Here is a 21698-nt window from a genome sequence, read left to right as displayed (position 1 = left end):
CGTTATTATCTACATTTAGATGTCTCTTTATATCAACTAATAATGAGTTGAATAAAGACAAAAAAAGCGAGCTTAGCTCGCTTTTTTATTATCTAGACAAACTTAAGTTAACTAAGCATTTTGTACTGCTTGTAATAAAGCCTGTACCGGATGCTTAAATTTAATTTGCTCAAAGCGCTTCACTTGGCTTCGACAAGAGTATCCAGTAGCCAAACAACGTGCAGGGTCTAATTTATCGATATTCGGTTTCCAGCTTAGGTTATACACCCCTTTAGAGGTCTCTAACTTATCTTTTTCATGACCGAATGTTCCAGCCATACCACAGCAACCAACCGCAACAGATTGAAGCGCTATACCAAAGTGACTAAATATCGTCCCCCATTGCTTTTCAGCATTAGGCATCTTGGTTTTTTCAGTACAATGAGCAAATAAATACCAAGGTTGTTCTTCTGTCGCTTGATATTGCTTTAACTCTGGCAGTAATGGTAATAACCACTCATGTGCGGTTAACACTTCAAAGTTACCACGGGTTTCTTTTAATACTTCAGCGTATTCATCGCGGTAACAAAGTACAAGCGCTGGATCGACGCCCACCATTGGAATATTGAGCACGGCTAATTGATTCAAGAAATCAGCGGTGTTACGAGCGGTTTTCGCAAACTGACGCAAGAAACCTTTTACATGCTGCGCTTTACCATTTGGTTTAAATGGCACCAAAATTGGCTTTTTACCCAGTTTTTCAGTCAAAATAATGAAATCTTTTACCACTTCGGCATCATAGAAGCTGGTAAACGGATCTTGAACAATCAGTACATAATTCTGACGCTCTTGCTCTGATAGCGCTTGTAACCATTGCAGATCAAAACGCAGCGCATGGTGTCCATCAAGTTGCTCGGTTAATGTCGGCAATGACAATAACGGCATATCAACATACCCAATCGCTTTTTCAGTTAGCTTTTTCGACCACTCTGGACGTGTTAAGGCATTCATCACCCCAGGTGCTTTAGCCATTAACGGTAAATAGTTTTCAACATACGCGACTAAATAATCTTTCGCTGGGCGTTGATAGCGGCTGTAATAAATATTCATGAAGCGAGAGCGGAAGCTTGGAACATCCACTTTGATTGGACATTGGCTTGCGCAGGCTTTACATGCCAAACAGCCATTCATCGCTTCCATCACTTCATGGGAGTAATCATACTGCTTACGACGTTCCCCATAAGTATTTTTTAGACGATCAATAATCTGTTTAATCGTCGGTGTCGTGGTCAATAACTTATGTTCTAACTCATCCGCATTAACGCCCTGCTCTGCTAATTGACGTAGCCATTCGCGAACCAGTCCTGCTCGCCCTTTCGGAGAATGGCGACGATCTGCGGTGATCTTCATCGATGGACACATAGGTGAGCTTGTGTCGTAGTTAAAACACAAGCCATTACCATTACATTCCATCGCTTGTTTAAAACTATCTCGCGTTGTTACGGGGATCTGACGATCATAAAAACCACGTTTACGATCATCAACCTTCACTAATTGATCATCGCTCTCTAATGGCGTACAAATTTTACCCGGGTTTAAACGGTTGTGTGGATCAAACGCAGATTTTATTCGACGTAATTCTGTGAATAACTCATCACCAAAGAAAGCCGGGCCATATTCAGAGCGGAAGCCTTTACCGTGCTCGCCCCACATCAATCCGCCATATTTTGCCACCAGCTCAACAACTTGATCAGAGACTTCTTTCATCAAGCGCTCTTGCTCTGGATCGCACATATCAAGTGCCGGGCGAACGTGTAAAACACCCGCATCAACGTGACCAAACATGCCATAATTTAATTGCTTTTCATCAAGTAACTGACGGAATTCAGCAATAAAATCAGCTAAGTTTTCAGGAGGTACACAGGTATCTTCAGCAAATGCGATAGGTTTTTGACTACCTTTTGCTGCACCCAATAAACCCACGGCTTTTTTACGCATAGTGTAAATTTTTTGGATGCTCGCCAACTCTTCACAAACTTGATAGCCAATAATGCCTGCTTCATTTGCCGTTATCATGGCATCGAGTCGCTCACACAGTGCTTTTACTTGTTGTTGGTTCTCGGCAATATCGTTGCTTGCATACTCAACCATATTAATCCCAAGCATTTCTTTGCCAGGCACATCGGTTAATAAGTCACTAACAGTGTTCCAAACAATATCTTGTTTTGCGAGATTCAATACTTTGGAATCGATGGTTTCTACCGACAGTGCTTTAGCTTCAACCATCATTGGCGCATTACGTAGCGCTGAATCAAAGCTATCGTATTTAATATTCACAAGCGTTCGTGATTTCGGGATCGGCGTAATATTCAGTTTCGCTTCTGCAATAAACGCAAGCGAACCTTCTGCACCACACAACAAACGACCAATATCAAATTGTGTTAGTCCATCGTCATAAACATTTTTTAAATCATAACCCGTTAAAAAGCGGTTAAGAGGGGGAAACTTATCGATAATTTGTTGGCGTTTTTCACGACATATTTGCGCAGAGGTTTTAACCACTTTTGCAGCAAGGTCATCACCTGATATCGACTCTATTTGCGTCTCATCTAATGCTTCAGTTTTTAATACTGAGCCATCAACAAGGACTGCCGTTAACGACAATACATGATCAGACGTTTTTCCGTATTTTAACGACCCTTGACCCGAAGCATCAGTGTTGATCATACCGCCCACGGTAGCGCGGTTACTGGTTGATAAATCAGGAGAGAAAAAATAGCCATGAGGACGTAACGCATCGTTAAGTTGATCTTTTACGACACCTGTTTGTACTCGAACCCAACCTTGTTCAGGATTAACTTCCAGTACCTTATTCATATGGCGTGAAATATCGACTACTACACCAGGAGTCAATGATTGGCCATTGGTTCCCGTACCGCCCCCACGAGGAGAAAAGGTGATTTTTTGATAGTTTTTCTGTTGACCAATTTGACCAATTAACACCAGATCATCGATATCTTTAGGTAAGATAACGGCCTGAGGAATAACTTGATAGACGCTATTATCTGTCGCAACAGCGAGTCGACTCGCATAGGTTTTCTCTATCTCGCCTCGAAAACCTGCCGCGGATAAATCGTCAAGGAATGACAGCACCAGTTGCTCGATACTGTGCTGATGGGTTAATGCTGGTAACATTGTGCTCCTTCTCCAGTGTACGCTATCACTTATAGCGGAGTCGTGTCCTACGACTACTGGCCTTCTCTCATTTAATATTTATAGCCTGATCGTTATAAATTCGATCATCGGCAAATCAATTTTAGATATTATTATCACTTTACTTTACCTTACAACGCGATAGAACAAAACAAACAATCATTGCTTGTCACTGCCACTTCCACCTTGAAAGTACTTATTTCAAACGGTAGCTATGCACTGTCATCAGTACGCACGCCATAACCATGACGATAATAGTTAATGTTTTTATCAATAATATAGCGACTGTACTTATCACGAGCTCTACACATAATGAGCTCAAAAATCCAATCGCCATTACAGAGCCTAGTAGCACCACTGCTAATTTTATTTTTTGAGGGTAAGTAATTGTTTGTCGTGATCGGCCTCTATCAATAAAGACCGCGGTACTCATTGCAAGCGTACAGGCCAATAAATACACTTGCTGAGGAACTTGAAAATAGCTCACACCAAGAGCGATTATCACGCTAAGCAGTGCCCAAAACCGCCAATTACGAACGAGCTGATAGGCTAAGCCTGAACGTTGCCACCAAATAAGCAAGACTAAAAGCACTATCCCAACCCCCAAGCCAAGTAACGTATCTGAGATAAAATGCACACCGAGCCAAACCCTTGCGATAGCTTGTAAACTAATCGCAATAATCAACAGCGGCAGTGTCTTTAAGCGAAACGCTATTAGGTTTGAAGTAAAGTGAGGTCGATAGCGATGAATCAGCAACGGTAAATTGTACCAAAGTAGTCCCCATAGTACCGTTGCCATTAGTGTATGGCCGCTCGGCAAACCAAAACCACTGGCTGCTGTTTGTTGTAACTCAGGCCAAATATAAAATGGACGAGGTGATGCTAATGCTAATTTCATTACCGAAGCAATAAAAGTGACAGACACGAGCACACTTGATAAATACAACATTGCTGTGACACCAAAGCCGACGGTAACAACGAGTAATAACAAACCAATAAACAACTTTTCACCAGGTAAGTTAAACACAGATATCACTCGTTGAAAAAATGATTGGTAACTGTTAGGCATCGATTTAATTTCTTGTTGAAACACCTTAATATGTGTCAACTCCCATTGATGTAACCTACTCACCGCATGGTAATCTGCAGCATTGGTAGTAATTTCACTATTGGGCACTTGTGATAATAAGTGTTGGATCAATGGAACATCATTAGGGTAGCGATAATCTTTTGGCGTAATATTTTCAACTGACAGTAAATATGCACGCTTCACTTCTTTGGTAAAATGCTTCGCTTGCCAAGTACTAATTAGCAAATCATCACTTTCTGTCGTTGTTAACGGTTGGGTATAAGACGAGATCACTGTCGTTGGAATGGGATGTTTCGCAACGCACGCAAATAACGTTGTGTTACCTCGTAATTTTAGCAATTTCACCGCATCAACATGAATACCAGTTTCTTCATAAACTTCACGTACAGCCGCTTGCTCAGGAGAATCTTCAGGAACAATCTGCCCACCAGGTAAGGCTAATTTATTTGATATTTCTTCTTTTATAACGACGACTTTATCACCGTGACGGATCAAACAAGCTGAGCCAACCAATGGAATTGCCTGAGCAGGTAAAGTAAAAAAGATAATAAAAAATAGCGTGAATATAGCCCTGTAAGACTTTATTTCGGAAAGTGAAGGCGTACTAATACGTACCATGGAAAATAGCATCCAAGAAGAATAGAAATAAGAAAGCTGAGAAACACAGTGTAACTCAGCTCGCTATACATAACGCTAAAATAATAACAAAACGCTATAAGCCACCCATCAAGGTGTATTTCATCTCAGTATATTCTTCTAAACCTTGATGTGCACCTTCTCGACCAATACCCGATTCTTTTATGCCACCAAATGGCGCGAGTTCAGTAGAAATTAGCCCTTCATTGACTCCTACCATGCCATACTCCAGTGCCTCACTAACACGAAAAGCTCGTGATAATGATTGGGTATAAACGTAAGCAGCAAGGCCTGAATCGGTATTATTAGCGCGTGCAATAACATCTTGCTCATCAGTAAACTTAAACACTGCAGCTAACGGGCCAAAGGTTTCTTCACTCGCCACTAACATATTATCGGTTACATTACTGAGTACCGTTGGTTGAACAAAGCAGCTTGTTGAAGGCTCTCGTGTACCTATAACTAAGTTTGCCCCTTTCATCATAGCGTCGTTAATGTGTTTTTCGACTTTCTCAACCGCAACTCGGTTTATCAACGGGCCAATGGTTACGCCATTATCAACACCATTGCCAACCGTTAGTGCTGATACTCTTTCAGATAGCTTTTCTACAAATTGCTGGTACACATCACTATGAACATAAATACGGTTAGTACACACGCATGTCTGACCTGCATTACGAAACTTAGAAACCATCACCCCATCAATCGCTCGAGATAAATCGGAATCATCAAACACAATAAATGGCGCGTTACCACCTAACTCTAATGACACTTTCTTAACCGTTGCTGCTGACTGTGCCATCAAAAGCTTACCGATTGCAGTAGAGCCTGTGAATGAAACTTTGCGGACTCGCTTATTACTCATAAGCTCTGCGCCAATTTTGACGGCATCTCCCGTAATAACATTAAACAACCCAGCAGGAATACCCGCTCGATGCGCGAGTTCTGCTAGGGCAAATGCAGTATAAGGGGTATCTGGGGCTGGTTTTAATACAACAGAGCAACCCGCAGCAAAAGCTGGACCACATTTACGAGTGATCATTGCAGCAGGAAAGTTCCATGGTGTTATGGCAGCAACCACACCAACAGGCTGGCGAGAGACTAAAATACGGGCATCTTCTTTATGGCTTGGAATGATCTCGCCGTTAAGACGCTTAGCTTCTTCTGCATACCATTCAACAAAACTCGCCGCATAGGCAATTTCACCTTTCGCTTCAGCCAATGGTTTACCTTGCTCGGCAGTAAGAATATGAGCTAATTCATCACTGTGTGAAACAATTAACTCATACCACTGACGTAAGATCATCGAGCGGTGTTTCGCTGTTGTTTTTGACCACAATCGATACGCTTTATCTGCCGCATCAATCGCGATATTTGTTTCTTCTACACCCATAAGTGGAACATGACCAATAACTTCATTTGTCGCCGGATTAGTAATATTTAACGTTTTACCAGAAAAGGCGTCACTCCATTGGCCATTAATAAATGCTTGCTGTTTAAACAAGCCACCAAAAGAAAAAGTCATTCGTGTTTCCTATTATTTCGCAAATATTGAGTATATATTTAATCTTTAATATTGTAATACAAATAAGTATTAAACGTTTAGTATTCAGTTTTCATTTTATCAGTAGCCAAATTTTTGTTGCTAATAATGCGGCAGATCAGCGAGTAAGCAACTAGGCTAAAGAAGAGTTGAATATTAATTTGTAATGGCATGATACATAGGCTTGTTTTCTAGCCTTACGAAAACAGGTAACAATAGCAATGACTAGAAAAATTGCAGTAATTCGGCACGGTATAAAACACGGTGCCATCGTCACCTATATCGATACCCCGCATCTTCCTGATACCAACCCCTTTATCCTTTGGGATCATTACTTATCCACTACCCGAGCACATAATGAACTAGGCTTTCATGGCCATTCCGGTATCGATGCTGTCAGCTATCCCGTTGTCGGATCAATCCAAAACGATGACAGTATTAACGGTAAAAATCACATTCAAACGGGTGATATTCACCTCACCACTTGTGGTTATGGTATGGCACATAAATCACTGATGAAACCACACAATGGGATCGCAGAAGCATTTCAAATGTGGACCGCTTCGCCTTCAGAAAAAGAAGGTGAAATGACTGCGCCATCAAGCACGCATATTGCCAGTGAAAAACTGCCTCTCATTGAAGGCACACACGCGACAACAAAAGTACTCATTGGTCACTACAATGGTGTTGAAAGCCCAATAAAACACAACTGCAATATTATCTATCTTGATATTATTGTCACGTCATACGGTAGTTGGACGTTTACACCACCAGAGACCCATGTTGCGGGTTTTATTTATTTACGCTCAGGGCACGCCTATATCGCAAATAATCAACTGCATCCGAATCAAATGGGAATTTTTGCTCACTCACAACTACCCATTACCGTCACAACCACAAACCACAGTGCACGTTTTTTTATTGCGTTAGGCGAGCCATTAAACCAACCTTTAATAACAAAAGAAGGTTCGGTTCATTCTTCAAGCAATAATCTAGACATCGCATTAAAAAACATTCAACAGATCATAAAACAATTACAGCCCATTGAAGAAAAAACATAAATAACAACGCCCTGTAATTTAAAAAGAAATAATATTACAGGGCGTTAGAAAATTATGGACGTAATGCTAACTGATAAGTGCCATTGGATTGAAACCATAGCGCTTGTTTTTGTTTGCGACCCAATAGAATTGGACCATCATCAAAAAACAAAAAGTTTTTCCAGTTACGTTTAAATACACCCCATTTAGTTTCTACAATATTGTACTTTTCGTAGCAAAAATAAATCGTTGTATTATCTTCCCATTGCAAAGCTGCCAAAATAGCAGCTGGCAATGATGCATCATCATCGTTATCCCAAGCATCTTGCCAGTCTTCAGGCTCTGACCAGATTTTTGTATCTGCAGCCCAATCACCATGCTCAAAGTGATCAGAATCCGGACTCTGTTTACTAATATGTTCCTGCCACAATTGCGAAGAACGCGCTTGGGTTAACGGTTTTATTTGCTCAAGATCTGCCGTAGGAACAGGCATCGAAGCATGGGTAAAAATCCACTTACGCGTGTAATTATCAAGTTCGGTGTAATTCATCAATTAGCCTAAATATATAATGACACCGCAATGTACATCAGACACAAAATTTGTTCCAGTTACAGGCTAAGAAAAAGCATTCTTCATCTCTTATCTCAATGTATCAAAAAAGGTACGATCATAATCGTACCTCATCCATCACTTCCCGTGATTATAATTATCCGGTTTTACTTTTCATCACCCCATAGGTTACTCACCCAACCGCCCGCATTGTCATCGTAGTGACTATCATCAAATGTTGTTATTGGCTTTATGGGATTTTCATTATTATGACTTTCTAGTAGTTGTGATATATGCATCGCCATAGGATCACCTGTCGATTTCATTTGATGCCGAGTTGCAACTTCTTTGATAATTTGTAATCGATATGACGAGTTCATTTTTTTCATCACACACTCCTCTTTCGTTAGACATAAACGTATAAAAAATAGGCGCGACAACACTAAACGTCAAATAACTGTATTACTAATGTCATAACAGTCAGGTAAGTACCTCTAAATAAAATATCTTAAATAACAACACGTTATTTTTTTATTAAAATAAAAGCGTTACTATCGATTATGATTTAAAATATAACCACATGATTTAAAAGGGAATAATAATAGATTAATTTTTTATTTCATTTCAGTCCTATTATTAATAATTACATGTAAAAATACACTTAGGGAATGAGCCATATCATCGGAGTGACTTCGGGTATAAAACAGATGCGACTTGATCATCTTGTTAGCAAACCTGTTAAACTATAAGACGCTATTGTTCGTTATATCTAAATGTTTAGGAGTACCTGTGCGTTTATTGTCTTTATTTACTACGTCGGTTTTATCTTTATTGAGCGTGACTGCCATTGCAGCTCCGACAAGTAATACTTCAACGGCACTACAAAAAGAGAATCATGCCACCTATTCTTTTCCGAACCAATTCCATCAATGCAAAAAGACATTAAATTACAATGTATTTTTTAAAGGTCAGAAAATTGGTCATTATCAACGTCACATAGTTTGGAAAGGCGATAGCGCTGATATTTATACTAATAGTGAAGTTGATGTTCTAATTACCAAATCAAAAATGAACTCTCATACTCAATTACATTGGTCAGATGCTGCTCAACGCTTTGTCACAGATAAATTTCAACGAACTATCACTGGACTAATGGCTGGTAATGTCAGTGTCACTTTTAGTAACGATGGTCATAACTCAACAGTGACTGAAGATGGAAAAACGCAGAAATATACCAATGCGTTAGCGCCTATTCTTGATGGTGACACAATTGGTAGTCAGATGCGTCTTGATTTAATTGAAGGTAAAAAGAACTTCGATTTTATTATGCAAAACAGTGACGAAACTAGCCACTACTACTTTACAGTAGCGGGTAATGAAACAATCAATACTAACTTTGGTACTCTAAATACTATTAGGGTTAATCAAACGAGAAAGAGCGATCGCCAACTTTCATTATGGTTTGCGCCGTCACTTGATTATCAACTCGTAAAGGCAACCTATCACCGTAAAATTGTCGATTTAGAAGCGGTACTTATGAGTAAAAAGATGGATTGCCCACCAAAGCAGTTATTCAAAAAGTAATAATCACTAGCATCTAGCATCAAAAAGCCGAGTTAATTATAACTCGGCTTTTTATTTACTTCATCGTCACTTTGCCACCAATGATTTTAAATGCAGGCGTACCTCTTACTAATGTATCGCGTCCAAATACCACACCACATTCAGGGCATGTTGCAGGCTCAATCGTAAAATCTTTTACAATTCTTTCTTTAAAGCATTTTACTAACGCCCCTTTTCCACCTTTTCGATATTTAAATAAGAGCGTTTTACATTTAGCACAAAAGATATCGACTGTTTTTGTCGGTCCTTTTTTATTCGGTTTTGCCACCGTTGATCTCGCTTAAATTATGACGATGAGCAGATCGTTAATTACCTGAAATCGTATTTTCAATGAGTATATCAATCTGCTTTCTATCAGTATCATAAACGCCAGCTAAGTTGCCATATTTGGGCGCATGACGATCATTTTGATAAGGGTATTGCCAACCAGTCGTCGTTGCGACGAACATCTCTGCAAACTGATGTGAAATAGATAAACATCCCGCTAAAACCGTATCAACATAGGTTTGTGTAATAGGAAACTGCTGACAAGGCGGTAAGGCGCTATTATTGATATATACCCAAACTGGTTCTGATAATGTGAGCTGCGTATTTTCTAATAATTCAATTTGTTGTGCGGTAATTTGAATACGTTGATAACCATGTTCTCTTTGATCAAAGTCTCTCAAACCTTTTTCATCAACTTCAATTAACACGCCATTACAGACACCTTGTCCCGGCTTTACGACTAAAGGTGCGATAGGATAGCTGCCATCAACATTACCCCATGAACGCTGTAAACCATGCACTAATGCAGGATAAGATTTACCTGTATTACCTGTACGGTTTCGCGAGTATTTATTGATCAGGCTTCCATAGCCAAAAATATACATCCAATCACCTTTCTTTCTTTTCGTTACCACAATTGAAAACATTAAAGAATCGACAGAAAGTAAACCATTTCTGTAACTCAAGTTCAAATAGCTCTGGGCTTAATGGTGAAAATTGGATTGAATCCCCCGGTTTTAATTGGCTAACCAAACTAAGATCGCGCTGAGTAATGCAACCTAAAATAGGATATCCCCCCAACGTTTGTCGATCATTAAGCAAAATAATGGGCTCTCCTGCCGCTGGAAATTGAACCGCTCCCTTTGCTATGGGTTGAGAGATCAATGTTGCCTTATTTGGGAGGATCTTTTCCCCTACAAGCCGATAACCCATGCGATCACTATGTTGACTCACTTGATATTCTGACTGATAAAACTGCTGCTTTTGCTGTGGAGAAAACCACTCTGCTTGATATGATTCAATAATAGATACCGTTAACTTTTCCGCATAATTGGGTATATAGCGTGCGGGTACTGCTTGAAAATGATAAACGTTATTTCCACCATATTTAGAAAGTCGTTGCCCCTCTTTTAGTGACTGACCCGTACCATCCAAACCACCTAGATGATTCCTAGCTACTGTCGATACACTACCTAGACTTTCTTTAACACAAAATCCACCGTCAATTGCCAAATATGCTCTTAATCCCTGCCGTGCATAACCCAATTGCAATACTTGCCCACGCAATAAGCGTACCGTTTGCCAAGGCATGATCTTTCTTCCATCAACCTTGGCTTGCATATCAGCCCCAGTGAGAGCGATAGTACAATCGGTGAGAACGTTAAAACTGACTTGTCCTAATGTGATCTCTATTTGAGCCGCATTAGGATCATTATTTAACAATAAATTCCCCCAGCAGAAAGCATGAAGATCCATTGCGCCACCTTGACTTAATCCATGCTCTGCAACACCATAACGACCAAGATCTTGCAACTGCATTAGCATACCTGATTCAATGATCTCTAACGCTTCCATAACTGCCCTCCTAGATCTAAGAATTCTTGTTTGGTGATCGCAAAAAATTGCACCTGATCGCCAATTGAAAAAATAGATAACGGGTACTGATCAGCTAAAAATAAGGATTGCGGACAATTACCAATAATATGCCAGCCTCCAGGACTTTGATCGGGATATATTGCGGTTTGGTTATCGGCAATACCGACGCTTCCTGCTGGTATTTGAAGTCGAGGTGATGACAATCTAGGCATTGCGATTTTATCATCCACCGTAGATAAAAAAGCAAACCCAGCAGTAAAACCAATCGCACCGACTTGATAGATTTTATCGCTATGTCGAGTAATGACTTGTTGCTCTGTTAGCTGGCTATGCTCGGCAACAGTAGCTAAATCTGGCGCAACATCTGAATGATAATAAACAGGTAATTGATGCAGTTTTGATGTTAAATGGCAAGAGCCTTTATGACTTTGCTGATGATCAGCAAACCATTGTTCGCTTGTCGCAACCAATAAAGAATAACAATTACAGTCCAGCCGAAAATGTAGCATCACTTTAGTATACGAGGGAGTAACATCGATTAATTCACGACTATATTGTGTTTTAATAAACGTCACGTAGTCAGCAATCATGGATGTTGTTTCAGCGGTAATTTGCTGCCCAAATTCCACCATCATGGCTGATTCAGTTAACCGACTAATAAGCATAATAACGTCCTATTTATTATCATTTGCTGACTTTAATAACAGGGCGATCTCTTTAATTGTCGCAATTGATTCAGGGTTATCACCATGCACACAAATGGTATCAACCTGTAATGTTAATAATTTCCCGCTCAGGGTTTTCACTTTACCTTGAGCGAGTTGTAATGCTTGCGCTTTTATCAAATCAGGATGGTGATGAACTGCACCAGTTTCATGTCGTGGAACCAATAACCCTTCTGTTGTGTAAGCCCTATCTGCAAACGCTTCAAAAAGTAAAGACACCCCCTTTTGTTCGGCTATTTGAATATATGCCTCATTATTTGCTCGTGACAGGATCATAAGAGAAAGAGGAAGTGCACGGGAAGTATTAAGTTTTGCGATAGTAGCAACAATGACTTCGAAAATTTCAGGATCTTGCATCATTTGGTTATATAACGCGCCATGAGGCTTCACATACGTAATAGTCACAGCATTCAGACGACATAAGGCATCTAATGCCCCGACTTGGTAAGCCACACTATGACTGATTTCATCCAACGTATGAGGAATATGTCGTCGTCCAAATCCTTCTTTATCGTTATACCCAGGGTGAGCACCTATGATCACATCATGATGTTTAGCTAAAGCAATCGTTCTAGCCATCACCGTAGGATCGGATGCATGAAAACCGCACGCAATATTCGCCATATTGATCCATGGCATCACTGCTGCATCATCCCCCATATTCCAAGCACCAAAACTTTCGCCCATATCACAATTTAATTTCATCATGCTCTCCCTGCAATCATGCCAGATCACTGGCTATCAATAATTATCTTAGCCCTCCGATGCATCAGAGTATTGTATTTAGCAAACCTGTCTTTTCCTTTGTTATTGAAATCTTACATAATTCTCACATAAAACACTTTTTAAAATTTGCTAATACGTGACCTTTCAGCCATTCTTGCAGCATTGTGAGTAATCGCAAAATTTTAAAGCTAAAGCTGATAATTAATCAGTAATAAAGGATGTTTATGAAGAAGTTATTTATTTTATTAGGCGCTGTAACATTACTTTCTGCATGTACACCGGAAGTGGGCAGTGAAGATTGGTGTAACCAATTAAAAGAAAAACCAAAAGGTGATTGGACAGCGAACGAAGCAACCGAATTTGCTAAAAGTTGCATCATTCGCTTCGGTACTGATAGCGATAAATAACAAAAAAGAGCCATTCGGCTCTTTTTTATTTGATGTACTCACATTACAGACGAAAAAAAGCTCATCTAATGATGAGCTTCTTTTATAGATGGTGCCCCGGGCCGGACTTGAACCGGCACAGCGCGAACGCCGAGGGATTTTAAATCCCTTGTGTCTACCAATTCCACCACCAGGGCACGCAATTTCTTGCGATGGGTAAGACACCATCTGTAGATATCGCTTATTAGCCATATCTTTTAATTCTATTTTTCTTTTTTACCTATTAGGTAAAGTAAAGATGGTGCCCCGGGCCGGACTTGAACCGGCACAGCGCGAACGCCGAGGGATTTTAAATCCCTTGTGTCTACCAATTCCACCACCAGGGCACGCAATTTCTTGCGATGGGTAAGACACCATCTGTAGATACCGCTTATTAGCCATATCTTTTAATTTGGAGCGACACACGAGGTTCGAACTCGTGACCTCAACCTTGGCAAGGTTGCGCTCTACCAGCTGAGCTAGTGTCGCATAATATTCTCAAAAGAGAATGGAGGCGCGTCCCGGAGTCGAACCGAGGTCCACGGATTTGCAATCCGCTGCATAGCCACTCTGCCAACGCGCCATTTTTTCACACCGAGAAGTGAGTTGCTCTTCGGTATGGGGTGCATTCTACGTAATGTAGCTTTTGAGTCAATACTATTTTTTAAAAAATAATGCTAAGCGATTATTTTACAACCAAATTATATAATTCAGCCTGTGATTTAGTCATCATGAGATGTAAAAATATGATTGCGCTACATCATATCTCGCATTGCTGCTGCAGGGATCACTGCTTTAGAATGGTTTTGTACTTTTAACGTTAGCTCTTTTCCAAGATTAAGTGCATGACGAATGCTTTTACCGCTGATCCTTCCAGCAAGATATCCGGCAATAAACGCATTATCAGCAATATAATCAGTCGTCTGCCCTATTGGTTGGATCACAGATATCTTCATCTGGGTATGGAGGGCTTTAAGATCACTTATCGGGTGGTCGCTATATTGTTTGATAACTAATTCACAACAGTTTGAGTGACCATAACGTTCAATAATACCAAGGCTAGTCCCCCAGATTCGTTGTTCGTCTTTTATCTCAATGAAAGCAATGTCTATGTAAGGTAATAACTGACATATCCAGTATCTTGCTTGTTGTGGTGTCCACATATGAGGGCGATATCGATTATCAAAATAGACTTTTCCGCCATCTATTTTATATTTTTCTAATAGTACCAATAACGTTGCTTTTGCTTCATCGGTTAATAATGCAAAGCTCACTGCACTGATATAAATAGCATGATAGTTATAGTTGCTTAATGCTATTTCAAGTGGCGATGACTCCCTTGAAAAGTAATAACGAGCAGCATTATCTTTATTCCAAAAGTGGCGATAACAATGCCCTTCTCTATCTGTCTCTATATAACAAAGATCAGGGAATTTAGTCGATAGATACCGAACCAAACTCGTATCAATACCCTCTTGCTGCCAGCAAGATAATAATGATAGCGATAACTTATCAGTTCCTACAGCTGTCGCGTAACTGACAGAAATAGCACGAGACTGTCCAAGCCGAGACAAATACAAGGCTGTATTGGATACATCTCCACCATAGGTTGCATACTTAGTCGTATTATTTATTTCAACAAGCGCTTCACCAAAGAAAACAATTCTCACACTGATACCCCATCGTCAGATATCTAAGATTATGCTTCCATTCATACTCATCGTTATGTTGTTTATTAAAGCCTAATACAAATACTACAAATATTGATAATACAATCATCTAGATTTAAAGTATTTTTAGCTCATTATATGGAATAAACGTAATCTCCATTATTACTCTTATTAATAACATTTTATCAGCTCTCATAGATGGAAATAGATAACTACTGCGAAGATATTTCTGTCTCATTATTTAAAATAAAACGTCAAAAATATGGGTAATTATCTATGCTATTTTTTGTCAGCAAAATCTTATCTTTATATGTTTTTATTGCGATACCTAACCCAAAAAGTATGATATTTATTTGTTATTACGTTGTTTAGCTAAGGGATTTAACTTACATGGAAGTGTTATATTTTATTCAAGCCATTTTATTTGGCCTTGGCGCTCTTCTTTTTGCAATGTCAGCAGGTTTTGCAGTTTCGTTTCTAACGGTAAAACATGATGAGGTTGATAATGTAGTTGAAAGCAAAATTGAAGCGAGTTTTTTCTCCGGGGCATGCCTTATCGGTAGCGGCTTTATCGCTTATCTCTTGATGTAATTCAACTTTCAGAATAATTTGACCAATCTTTTACGCTTGTCACCGTGACAAGCGTTTAATTCCTCTTTCGTATGCTTTAACCTCATTTATACGTTAAACTTTCATCTATCTATTACTCATCGTTTAGCTTTAATGAGCAATAGAACATTGAATAGCACAACACCAACTAAATATTTGCCTTAAATAACGGAAGATGTAATGGAAGCGGAACAAATAGAAATTCTAAATTTTATCTCACAGTATCCGCCTTTTGATACTTTGCCAGAAGATCAACTTCATCAACTTGCTCTTGAAATCGAAGTTGCTTATTACCGTGCGAACACCATGATATTGAATACTGGCGATAGCATTCATGATCTGTATTTAATTCGAAGTGGTGCTGTTGAAATATACCGTCGCAAAGGCGAACTCTATAATCGCCTTGATGAAGGCGATATTTTCGGACAAATGGGCTTGTTAATGAACAACCGAGTCCGAATGCCTGCAAAAGCGCTTGAAGATACTCTACTCTACTGTATTCCCAATACTCTGTTTATTGAACTTTGCGATAAATACGATAGCTTTGCTGATTTCGTTGAAGTTGAAGACGGGGCACGTTTACGTCATGCCGTATCAAGCCAACATGATGAAAATGATCTGACGACATCAAAACTAAGAACCTTAATCACTCGCGATGCCGTCATCATTGATCAAAACGAAACCATTCAAACAGCAGCACAAACAATGGCTGAAGAAGGCGTTTCTGCATTATTACTCAGTGATAGTAATGCTACCGATGACGATGATGATAACGATTATGTCACGGGTATTATTACCGATCGTGATTTATGTACCCGTGTATTAGCAGAAGGAATTTCAACCTCAAATCCTGTTTCTTCAGTCATGACAGCAGAGCCTATTACGCTCGATCATAATGCCTATGTGTTTGAAGCCATGCTGACTATGCTGCGTTATAACATTCATCATTTGCCGGTGCTTAGAAACAAACAACCTATAGGTGTTATTAGCGTTTCTGATATTGTTCGCTATGAATCGCAAAATAGCTTACTACTGGTTAGTAGTATTTATCAGCAACAATCTGTTGAAGAGCTCATTCAATTATCAGCACAAGTTAAAGACTGCTTTGTCCGCATGGTTAATGAAGACGCTAACTCGCATATGATTGGCAGCGCAATGGCAGAAATTGGGCGTAGCTTTAAACAGCGTTTATTAGAATTAGCAGAAGAAAAGCTCGGTCCACCACCTATTCAATACTGTTTCTTAGCCTTAGGCTCTATGGCACGTGATGAACAATTAATCGTCACAGACCAAGATAATGCCATTATTCTTGATAACTCATACGATCATGATAAACATAATGCGTACTTTGAAGCGCTTGCGACTTTTGTTTGTGATGGCCTTGCTGCATGTGGCTACACCTATTGTACTGGTGGCATTATGGCGACAAACCCAGAATGGCGTAAAACCCGCCATGAATGGGAGCAATGTTTTGCTGACTGGATTGATAACCCAAAACCTCAAGCGTTATTAAATAGCTCTATCTTTTTTGACTTAGGTGGTGTTTGGGGCAGATTACGTTGGGCTAAACAACTTAATGGTTTTATCGTTCGTCGTGCCCGTAACAGCCCTCGCTTTTTAGCTTGCCTTGCACGCAACGCAATCAATCGCACGCCGCCATTAGGCTTCTTTAAAGATTTCGTAATGGAAAAAGATGGTCGCCACAATAACTCGATTAATCTAAAACGTCGTGGTACAGCGCCATTAGCAGATTTAATTCGAGTCCATGCCCTTGCGGTAGGCTCTCGTTCTCAGAATTCACTCGAGCGTTTGGATGATATTATTGAAAGTGGAATTTTACCACCTGGACGTGCTCAAGATCTTCGCGATGCGATGGAATATATTTCATTAGTCCGTATTCGCCACCAAGCATTGGATGTAGAAGAAGGACAGGAGCCTGATAATAGTATTGAACCTGAAAATATGTCTGATTTTGAACGTCGTAACCTTAAAGATGCTTTCCAAATTTTAAGCAAAGCCCAAAATTTCGTGAAATATCGCTATCAAGCAACACGATAAGGGTAAATAAGCATGTTTAGAGAAGTATTCAAAAAAACATCATCAGCCCATTTCATTCGTAATACTCCAATAGTGGATTGGCAGAAAAGATTTAAAGTACTAGCTCATGATGCTAACGATCAACGCATTAAACAATATTACCAACATGGTATTTTTAGTGGTGACACCCCATTAAAAGACATTGAGTTTGTTGCATTAGATTTTGAAACAACAGGGCTTAATGCTAACAAAGATGACATTATTAGTGTCGGGCTTGTTCCCTTCACCATTAATCGTATTTTTTGCAAACAGTCACAGCATTGGGTTGTAAAGCCAAAAGCAAAACTAGATGAAGACTCCGTCATCATTCATGGTATTACACACTCAGATGTACAAACTGCGCCAGATATACGTCGAATTTTAGAAGCTGTATTAGATTCATTAGCTGGTAAAGTCGTGGTAGTGCATTACAAAGCCATCGAACGGCAGTTTATGGATAAGGCATTAAGAGTGCGATTAAACGAAGGTATCCAATTTCCTGTTGTTGATACTTTAGCACTTGAATCACATATCCAAACCCAGCAATACAGTGGTTTTTTAGCAAGATTGAAAGGGAAAAAGCCAGGATCAGTTCGATTAGGAAAATGTAGAATTCGATATGGATTACCAGCTTACCAACCTCACCACGCGTTAACAGATGCATTAGCGACAGCTGAGCTATTACAAGCTCAAATCGCATATCACTTCACACCCGATACGCCAATTAATCAAATTTGGGAATAAAAAAAACCGCAGTACGAACACTGCGGTTTTTTATTACCATTTTAGGCTAAATCGCCCTTGATAATTACTTGTACTTTTCTGTTCTAAAGCCAAGCATTAAGCTAACACACATCAGCAACAATATAATGGTAAACGGAAGAGCCGTTGAAATAGTACCCGCTTGAAGCGCTTGAATTGCTTGGGTACCTCCTACCCACAACAATGCAATCGCAATTAAACCTTCAATAACAGCCCAAAATACGCGTTGCGTTACTGGATTATCAACTTTACCACCTGCGGTAATACTATCGATAACCAGAGAACCTGAATCTGATGAAGTAATAAAGAATACTAAGACTAAACAAATACCAATAAAAGATAAAATAGTACCGAGTGGTAAAGCATCAAACATTTGGAACATAGCAAGTGAAACATCAGTAATACCATTCTTACCTAATGAACCAATACCGTCCATGATTTGGTGAATTGCTTGACCACCAAATACAGACATCCAAACAGTTGTAACCACAGTAGGTACAATTAAAACAGCAATTAAGAATTCACGAACTGTACGACCTTTTGAGATACGTGCAATGAATGAACCAACAAATGGTGACCATGAAATCCACCACGCCCAGTACACTACAGTCCAACCATGTAGCCAAGCCTGATCTGTTCGACCAAATGGATTACTTAATGGAATAAAGTTTTCTACATAACCCACAATCGTTGTTGGGATCGTATGCATAGAAACTGCAAAACCAACAGCACCTACAAAAACAAGAAGAACTAATGCTACCAGCATATTGATATTACTTAGCAGTTTAACACCAGAGTCAATGCCTTGAGCAACAGAGTAAATGGTAATGATTGTTACACCGACAATAATACCAATTTGTAACCCTAACCCACCATGTGTACCAAATATATGGTTAATACCACTTGCTGCTTGCTGAGCACCAAGCCCTAGTGATGTCGCTAAACCAAATAGTGTTGCAAGGACAGCAAGGATATCAATGATATGTCCAGCCCAGCCCCAAGTACGATCGCCAAGGATAGGATAAAACACCGATCGAATAGAAAGAGGTAAGCCTTTATTATAAGCAAAAAATGCCATTGAAAGAGCAACAACACCGTAAATAGCCCATGGGTGTAAACCCCAATGGTACATAGTTGCGCCCATTGCGACTTTAAACGCTTCTGGCGTTTCAGGCGTCACACTTAGCGGTGTTAAACCACCAGAACCTGTGTAGTAGCCAGCTGGTTCGGCTACACTCCAGAACATTAAACCAATCCCCATCCCTGCAGCAAAGAGCATCGCTAACCAAGACATGGTGGAATGCTCAGCTTCTGCGTCTTTACCCCCCAAACGGATGCGACCGTATGGAGAGATTATCAATCCTAGACAGAAAACAACGAAAAAGTTACCAGCTAAGATGAACATTGAATCGAATTTATTAACAATCGCGCTCTTTACGCTATCTAATGTTGCTTTTGCTGTTGCTGGATCGCTGATAAGAATTGCTGCTAAAAAGAGAACAATTAATCCTGCACTGACGCCAAATACCGCATTATGGACATCAAAGCCCCATTTTTGGACATTATCTTGTCCGATTGTATAGTCGGTATTATTAATACTATATTTATCGTGCTTACTCATTTATAAAGTCCCGTTATGATTACAACTCAAATCATCAATACTTAGTCCTGTAAATAAAATTTGAGCCGCAATATATAACCATTTGATCATTATAACTGTCAATAGATGGCTTAATCGTCTAAAAACAATTCATTTATTATAAAAAAACAACATGTACTACAAAAAGACAGTGGCATCCGTAAGAAAAATCAGTGGAATTTGCATTGTACTCTAACCACTTCTATCTCAACTTTAGACTATTTTTTTATCGTTGACAGATAAATATAAGATTATCACTAATCAATCTGTTTCTCTTTTTATTCATAATCTTATAACTGAACGTCCTATTTAAAACCCCATCAATCGTCAAATTTATGGCTCTTTAAAACCATAAGGCTTCTACTTTGTTATTAACATAATATAACTACGAAAAAACAGGTTAATAAACATACAACGAAGGAAGGGTATGATGTTCTCTTTTTAATTATTATTTATAAACAAAGAAATAATATTTTCTTAAAAAACAATTCGGTGCTTTTTTTTTATACATATCGACAATTTAAAACAGCATCTGTAACTACGCGAAATCTAAATGGATATGAGTACACCCTTTTTTACATGCAATACCTGGTTGTTCGCTTTTTTCAGGTGGAACTAAGAATAATGATTGATCGCATTCTTTACAGTTAACCACTTTACCTTGCATTACTTTTTTAATAATGGCTTGTTGGTCACCAAACGATTGTTTAGCCTGTTTATTTAATTGAGAAAAATCGAGTTTCATAAAAGCAGCTCATACATATAATATTAATAGATATAAAAAAGGGCTTTTCAGCCCATTTTTATAATTCGAAATCATCAAATTCAGTCGATTCAACTTGGCGCTCAAGAAAAGCGACTAAATCGTCATGACCGCCAATATATTTATCATCTAAAATAATTTGAGGTACCGTACGAACCGTTTGCCCTGTCTTTTGCTCGATGAAATCAACCATCACTACTTTTGATAAATTTAGCCCTAAAACAAGTGTTGTGTACTCGATACCACGCTCGTCAAGTAATGCTTTTGCTTTCACACAAAACGGACAATTCGGCTGTGTAATTACTAAATTGTCGTATTGCTCAAGTTGTTCGATTGTCAGATTTTTTACTTCAGTCATCACAATGCCACTTCTTCTATAATGTAAGTTGGTCAAGATAATTGAAACTTGCTGAATAGTAAAACATCTACTTCACGCCTGTTTACTATCTAAACAATATTTAATTTTAGTTGCACTGTTCACTTTCTATTCGCAATTACTCATCGCTAACCAATTGTTAAAAATCAGCTCTCGGCAAATAAAACATAACAATTTGTTTTATAAGAAATAAAAGCACAACCATTAAATAAATTGACGGCGGAAAAGTTAACAATTTTTAACCTTTCACGTATTGAACATTCATCGAAAATAGATGATATTAATTACCTCACTGCCGTTAACTGTTTCGTCAGTCCTTTTGCATTCAAACACTAACGGATAATCAAAAGCAGCAAAATGAACAATAATAAATCGCTTTTATCACGGAAT

The 21698-nt window shown here is 39.1% G+C and carries 20 protein-coding genes and 4 tRNA genes; 6 read left to right on the top strand and 18 right to left on the bottom strand.

What is annotated here, in order from left to right; genetic code table 11:
* Window positions 1-111: 111 nt before the first annotated feature.
* From ydiJ to BTO08_RS03570, 3 genes are all read right to left on the bottom strand, one after another.
* Window positions 112-3174, bottom strand: coding sequence for a D-2-hydroxyglutarate dehydrogenase YdiJ (ydiJ, locus tag BTO08_RS03580; protein WP_105059925.1), 3063 nt, complete (start codon window positions 3172-3174; stop codon window positions 112-114).
* Window positions 3175-3388: 214 nt separating this feature from the next.
* Window positions 3389-4900, bottom strand: coding sequence for a bifunctional NUDIX hydrolase/phosphatase PAP2 family protein (locus BTO08_RS03575; protein WP_105059924.1), 1512 nt, complete (start codon window positions 4898-4900; stop codon window positions 3389-3391).
* Window positions 4901-4994: 94 nt separating this feature from the next.
* On the bottom strand, window positions 4995-6443 hold the full coding sequence (locus tag BTO08_RS03570) for an NAD-dependent succinate-semialdehyde dehydrogenase (RefSeq protein WP_105059923.1): 1449 nt from the start codon (window positions 6441-6443) through the stop codon (window positions 4995-4997).
* A gap of 239 nt (window positions 6444-6682) precedes the next feature.
* On the opposite strand from BTO08_RS03570, the gene BTO08_RS03565 reads away from it, so the two are divergent.
* Window positions 6683-7522, top strand: a complete 840-nt coding sequence (locus tag BTO08_RS03565) for a pirin family protein (RefSeq protein WP_105059922.1) — start codon at window positions 6683-6685, stop codon at window positions 7520-7522.
* 52 nt (window positions 7523-7574) lie between these two features.
* On the opposite strand, the gene BTO08_RS03560 is transcribed toward BTO08_RS03565, so the two are convergent.
* Both BTO08_RS03560 and BTO08_RS03555 read right to left on the bottom strand, forming a co-directional pair.
* Window positions 7575-8051, bottom strand: a complete 477-nt coding sequence (locus BTO08_RS03560; protein WP_105059921.1) for a DUF2947 domain-containing protein — start codon at window positions 8049-8051, stop codon at window positions 7575-7577.
* A 167-nt stretch (window positions 8052-8218) separates the two neighbouring features.
* Complete coding sequence (locus BTO08_RS03555; protein WP_045128955.1) at window positions 8219-8440, bottom strand: hypothetical protein; 222 nt, start codon at window positions 8438-8440, stop codon at window positions 8219-8221.
* Between the two features lie 400 nt (window positions 8441-8840).
* On the opposite strand from BTO08_RS03555, the gene BTO08_RS03550 reads away from it, so the two are divergent.
* Entirely contained in the window at window positions 8841-9635 is a 795-nt protein-coding gene (locus BTO08_RS03550) for a DUF3108 domain-containing protein (RefSeq protein WP_105059920.1), read from the top strand.
* Window positions 9636-9690: 55 nt separating this feature from the next.
* On the opposite strand, the gene BTO08_RS03545 is transcribed toward BTO08_RS03550, so the two are convergent.
* Genes BTO08_RS03545 through BTO08_RS03525 form a run of 5 tightly spaced genes read right to left on the bottom strand, consistent with a single transcriptional unit; the run spans window position 9691 to window position 12967 of the window.
* Complete coding sequence (locus BTO08_RS03545; RefSeq protein ID WP_105059919.1) at window positions 9691-9942, bottom strand: hypothetical protein; 252 nt, start codon at window positions 9940-9942, stop codon at window positions 9691-9693.
* A 37-nt stretch (window positions 9943-9979) separates the two neighbouring features.
* Entirely contained in the window at window positions 9980-10546 is a 567-nt protein-coding gene (locus BTO08_RS03540) for a gamma-glutamylcyclotransferase family protein (RefSeq protein WP_005368565.1), read from the bottom strand.
* 4 nt (window positions 10547-10550) lie between these two features.
* On the bottom strand, window positions 10551-11516 hold the full coding sequence (locus BTO08_RS03535; RefSeq protein WP_105059918.1) for a biotin-dependent carboxyltransferase family protein: 966 nt from the start codon (window positions 11514-11516) through the stop codon (window positions 10551-10553).
* Window positions 11504-12202 carry a 5-oxoprolinase subunit PxpB gene (pxpB, locus tag BTO08_RS03530; RefSeq protein ID WP_105059917.1) on the bottom strand — a complete coding sequence of 233 codons (699 nt, stop codon included), beginning with the start codon at window positions 12200-12202 and terminating at the stop codon, window positions 11504-11506. Before pxpB ends, BTO08_RS03535 begins: the two co-directional genes overlap by 13 nt.
* Window positions 12203-12211: 9 nt before the next feature.
* Window positions 12212-12967 (bottom strand): 5-oxoprolinase subunit PxpA, encoded by a 756-nt coding sequence (locus BTO08_RS03525; protein WP_105059916.1) that lies wholly within the window; start codon window positions 12965-12967, stop codon window positions 12212-12214.
* Window positions 12968-13212: 245 nt separating this feature from the next.
* On the opposite strand from BTO08_RS03525, the gene BTO08_RS03520 reads away from it, so the two are divergent.
* Window positions 13213-13395, top strand: coding sequence for a DUF3012 domain-containing protein (locus BTO08_RS03520; protein ID WP_005368573.1), 183 nt, complete (start codon window positions 13213-13215; stop codon window positions 13393-13395).
* A gap of 89 nt (window positions 13396-13484) precedes the next feature.
* On the opposite strand, the gene BTO08_RS03515 is transcribed toward BTO08_RS03520, so the two are convergent.
* The 5 genes from BTO08_RS03515 to BTO08_RS03495 form a co-directional block, all read right to left on the bottom strand.
* Window positions 13485-13571 (bottom strand) — tRNA-Leu (locus BTO08_RS03515).
* 102 nt (window positions 13572-13673) lie between these two features.
* Window positions 13674-13760, bottom strand: a tRNA-Leu gene (locus tag BTO08_RS03510).
* Window positions 13761-13826: 66 nt separating this feature from the next.
* A tRNA-Gly gene (locus tag BTO08_RS03505) sits at window positions 13827-13902 on the bottom strand.
* A 20-nt stretch (window positions 13903-13922) separates the two neighbouring features.
* Window positions 13923-13996 (bottom strand) — tRNA-Cys (locus BTO08_RS03500).
* A 172-nt stretch (window positions 13997-14168) separates the two neighbouring features.
* Window positions 14169-15083: a PfkB family carbohydrate kinase gene (locus BTO08_RS03495; protein ID WP_105059915.1), complete on the bottom strand. Its 915-nt coding sequence runs from the start codon at window positions 15081-15083 to the stop codon at window positions 14169-14171.
* Window positions 15084-15473: 390 nt separating this feature from the next.
* Between BTO08_RS03495 and BTO08_RS03490 the strand changes: the two genes are divergently transcribed.
* The 3 genes from BTO08_RS03490 (at window position 15474) to BTO08_RS03480 (ending at window position 18512) form a co-directional block, all read left to right on the top strand.
* On the top strand, window positions 15474-15674 hold the full coding sequence (locus tag BTO08_RS03490) for a hypothetical protein (RefSeq protein WP_105059914.1): 201 nt from the start codon (window positions 15474-15476) through the stop codon (window positions 15672-15674).
* A gap of 198 nt (window positions 15675-15872) precedes the next feature.
* Complete coding sequence (locus BTO08_RS03485) at window positions 15873-17750, top strand: DUF294 nucleotidyltransferase-like domain-containing protein (RefSeq protein ID WP_105059913.1); 1878 nt, start codon at window positions 15873-15875, stop codon at window positions 17748-17750.
* A 12-nt stretch (window positions 17751-17762) separates the two neighbouring features.
* On the top strand, window positions 17763-18512 hold the full coding sequence (locus tag BTO08_RS03480; protein WP_105059912.1) for a 3'-5' exonuclease: 750 nt from the start codon (window positions 17763-17765) through the stop codon (window positions 18510-18512).
* A 64-nt stretch (window positions 18513-18576) separates the two neighbouring features.
* Here the strand turns inward: BTO08_RS03480 and BTO08_RS03475 are convergent, their stop codons facing one another.
* From BTO08_RS03475 to BTO08_RS03465, 3 genes are all read right to left on the bottom strand, one after another.
* Window positions 18577-20151, bottom strand: coding sequence for a BCCT family transporter (locus BTO08_RS03475; protein ID WP_105059911.1), 1575 nt, complete (start codon window positions 20149-20151; stop codon window positions 18577-18579).
* 556 nt (window positions 20152-20707) lie between these two features.
* Window positions 20708-20914, bottom strand: a complete 207-nt coding sequence (locus BTO08_RS03470; protein ID WP_105059910.1) for a hypothetical protein — start codon at window positions 20912-20914, stop codon at window positions 20708-20710.
* A gap of 58 nt (window positions 20915-20972) precedes the next feature.
* Window positions 20973-21290: a glutaredoxin domain-containing protein gene (locus BTO08_RS03465; RefSeq protein ID WP_105059909.1), complete on the bottom strand. Its 318-nt coding sequence runs from the start codon at window positions 21288-21290 to the stop codon at window positions 20973-20975.
* Window positions 21291-21698: the final 408 nt, after the last annotated feature.

Origin of the sequence: Photobacterium angustum, from assembly GCF_002954615.1 — a bacterium.
GTDB lineage: Bacteria > Pseudomonadota > Gammaproteobacteria > Enterobacterales > Vibrionaceae > Photobacterium > Photobacterium angustum_A.
The sequence above is the reverse complement of the archived record's forward strand: the minus strand, read 5'-3'. Positions and strand labels throughout refer to the sequence as shown.

Bases quoted from the DNA above. Each gene is read 5' to 3' on its own strand.
- BTO08_RS03465 (WP_105059909.1), bottom strand. From the start codon at position 21,290: ATGACTGAAGTAAAAAATCTGACAATCGAACAACTTGAGCAATACGAC.
- BTO08_RS03560 (WP_105059921.1), bottom strand. From the start codon at position 8,051: ATGAATTACACCGAACTTGATAATTACACGCGTAAGTGGATTTTTACC.
- BTO08_RS03555 (WP_045128955.1), bottom strand. From the start codon at position 8,440: ATGAAAAAAATGAACTCGTCATATCGATTACAAATTATCAAAGAAGTT.
- BTO08_RS03540 (WP_005368565.1), bottom strand. From the start codon at position 10,546: ATGTATATTTTTGGCTATGGAAGCCTGATCAATAAATACTCGCGAAAC.
- ydiJ (WP_105059925.1), bottom strand. From the start codon at position 3,174: ATGTTACCAGCATTAACCCATCAGCACAGTATCGAGCAACTGGTGCTG.
- BTO08_RS03575 (WP_105059924.1), bottom strand. From the start codon at position 4,900: ATGGTACGTATTAGTACGCCTTCACTTTCCGAAATAAAGTCTTACAGG.
- BTO08_RS03475 (WP_105059911.1), bottom strand. From the start codon at position 20,151: ATGAGTAAGCACGATAAATATAGTATTAATAATACCGACTATACAATC.
- BTO08_RS03485 (WP_105059913.1), top strand. From the start codon at position 15,873: ATGGAAGCGGAACAAATAGAAATTCTAAATTTTATCTCACAGTATCCG.
- BTO08_RS03570 (WP_105059923.1), bottom strand. From the start codon at position 6,443: ATGACTTTTTCTTTTGGTGGCTTGTTTAAACAGCAAGCATTTATTAAT.
- BTO08_RS03535 (WP_105059918.1), bottom strand. From the start codon at position 11,516: ATGGAAGCGTTAGAGATCATTGAATCAGGTATGCTAATGCAGTTGCAA.
- BTO08_RS03525 (WP_105059916.1), bottom strand. From the start codon at position 12,967: ATGAAATTAAATTGTGATATGGGCGAAAGTTTTGGTGCTTGGAATATG.
- BTO08_RS03565 (WP_105059922.1), top strand. From the start codon at position 6,683: ATGACTAGAAAAATTGCAGTAATTCGGCACGGTATAAAACACGGTGCC.
- BTO08_RS03490 (WP_105059914.1), top strand. From the start codon at position 15,474: ATGGAAGTGTTATATTTTATTCAAGCCATTTTATTTGGCCTTGGCGCT.
- BTO08_RS03470 (WP_105059910.1), bottom strand. From the start codon at position 20,914: ATGAAACTCGATTTTTCTCAATTAAATAAACAGGCTAAACAATCGTTT.
- BTO08_RS03520 (WP_005368573.1), top strand. From the start codon at position 13,213: ATGAAGAAGTTATTTATTTTATTAGGCGCTGTAACATTACTTTCTGCA.
- pxpB (WP_105059917.1), bottom strand. From the start codon at position 12,202: ATGCTTATTAGTCGGTTAACTGAATCAGCCATGATGGTGGAATTTGGG.
- BTO08_RS03480 (WP_105059912.1), top strand. From the start codon at position 17,763: ATGTTTAGAGAAGTATTCAAAAAAACATCATCAGCCCATTTCATTCGT.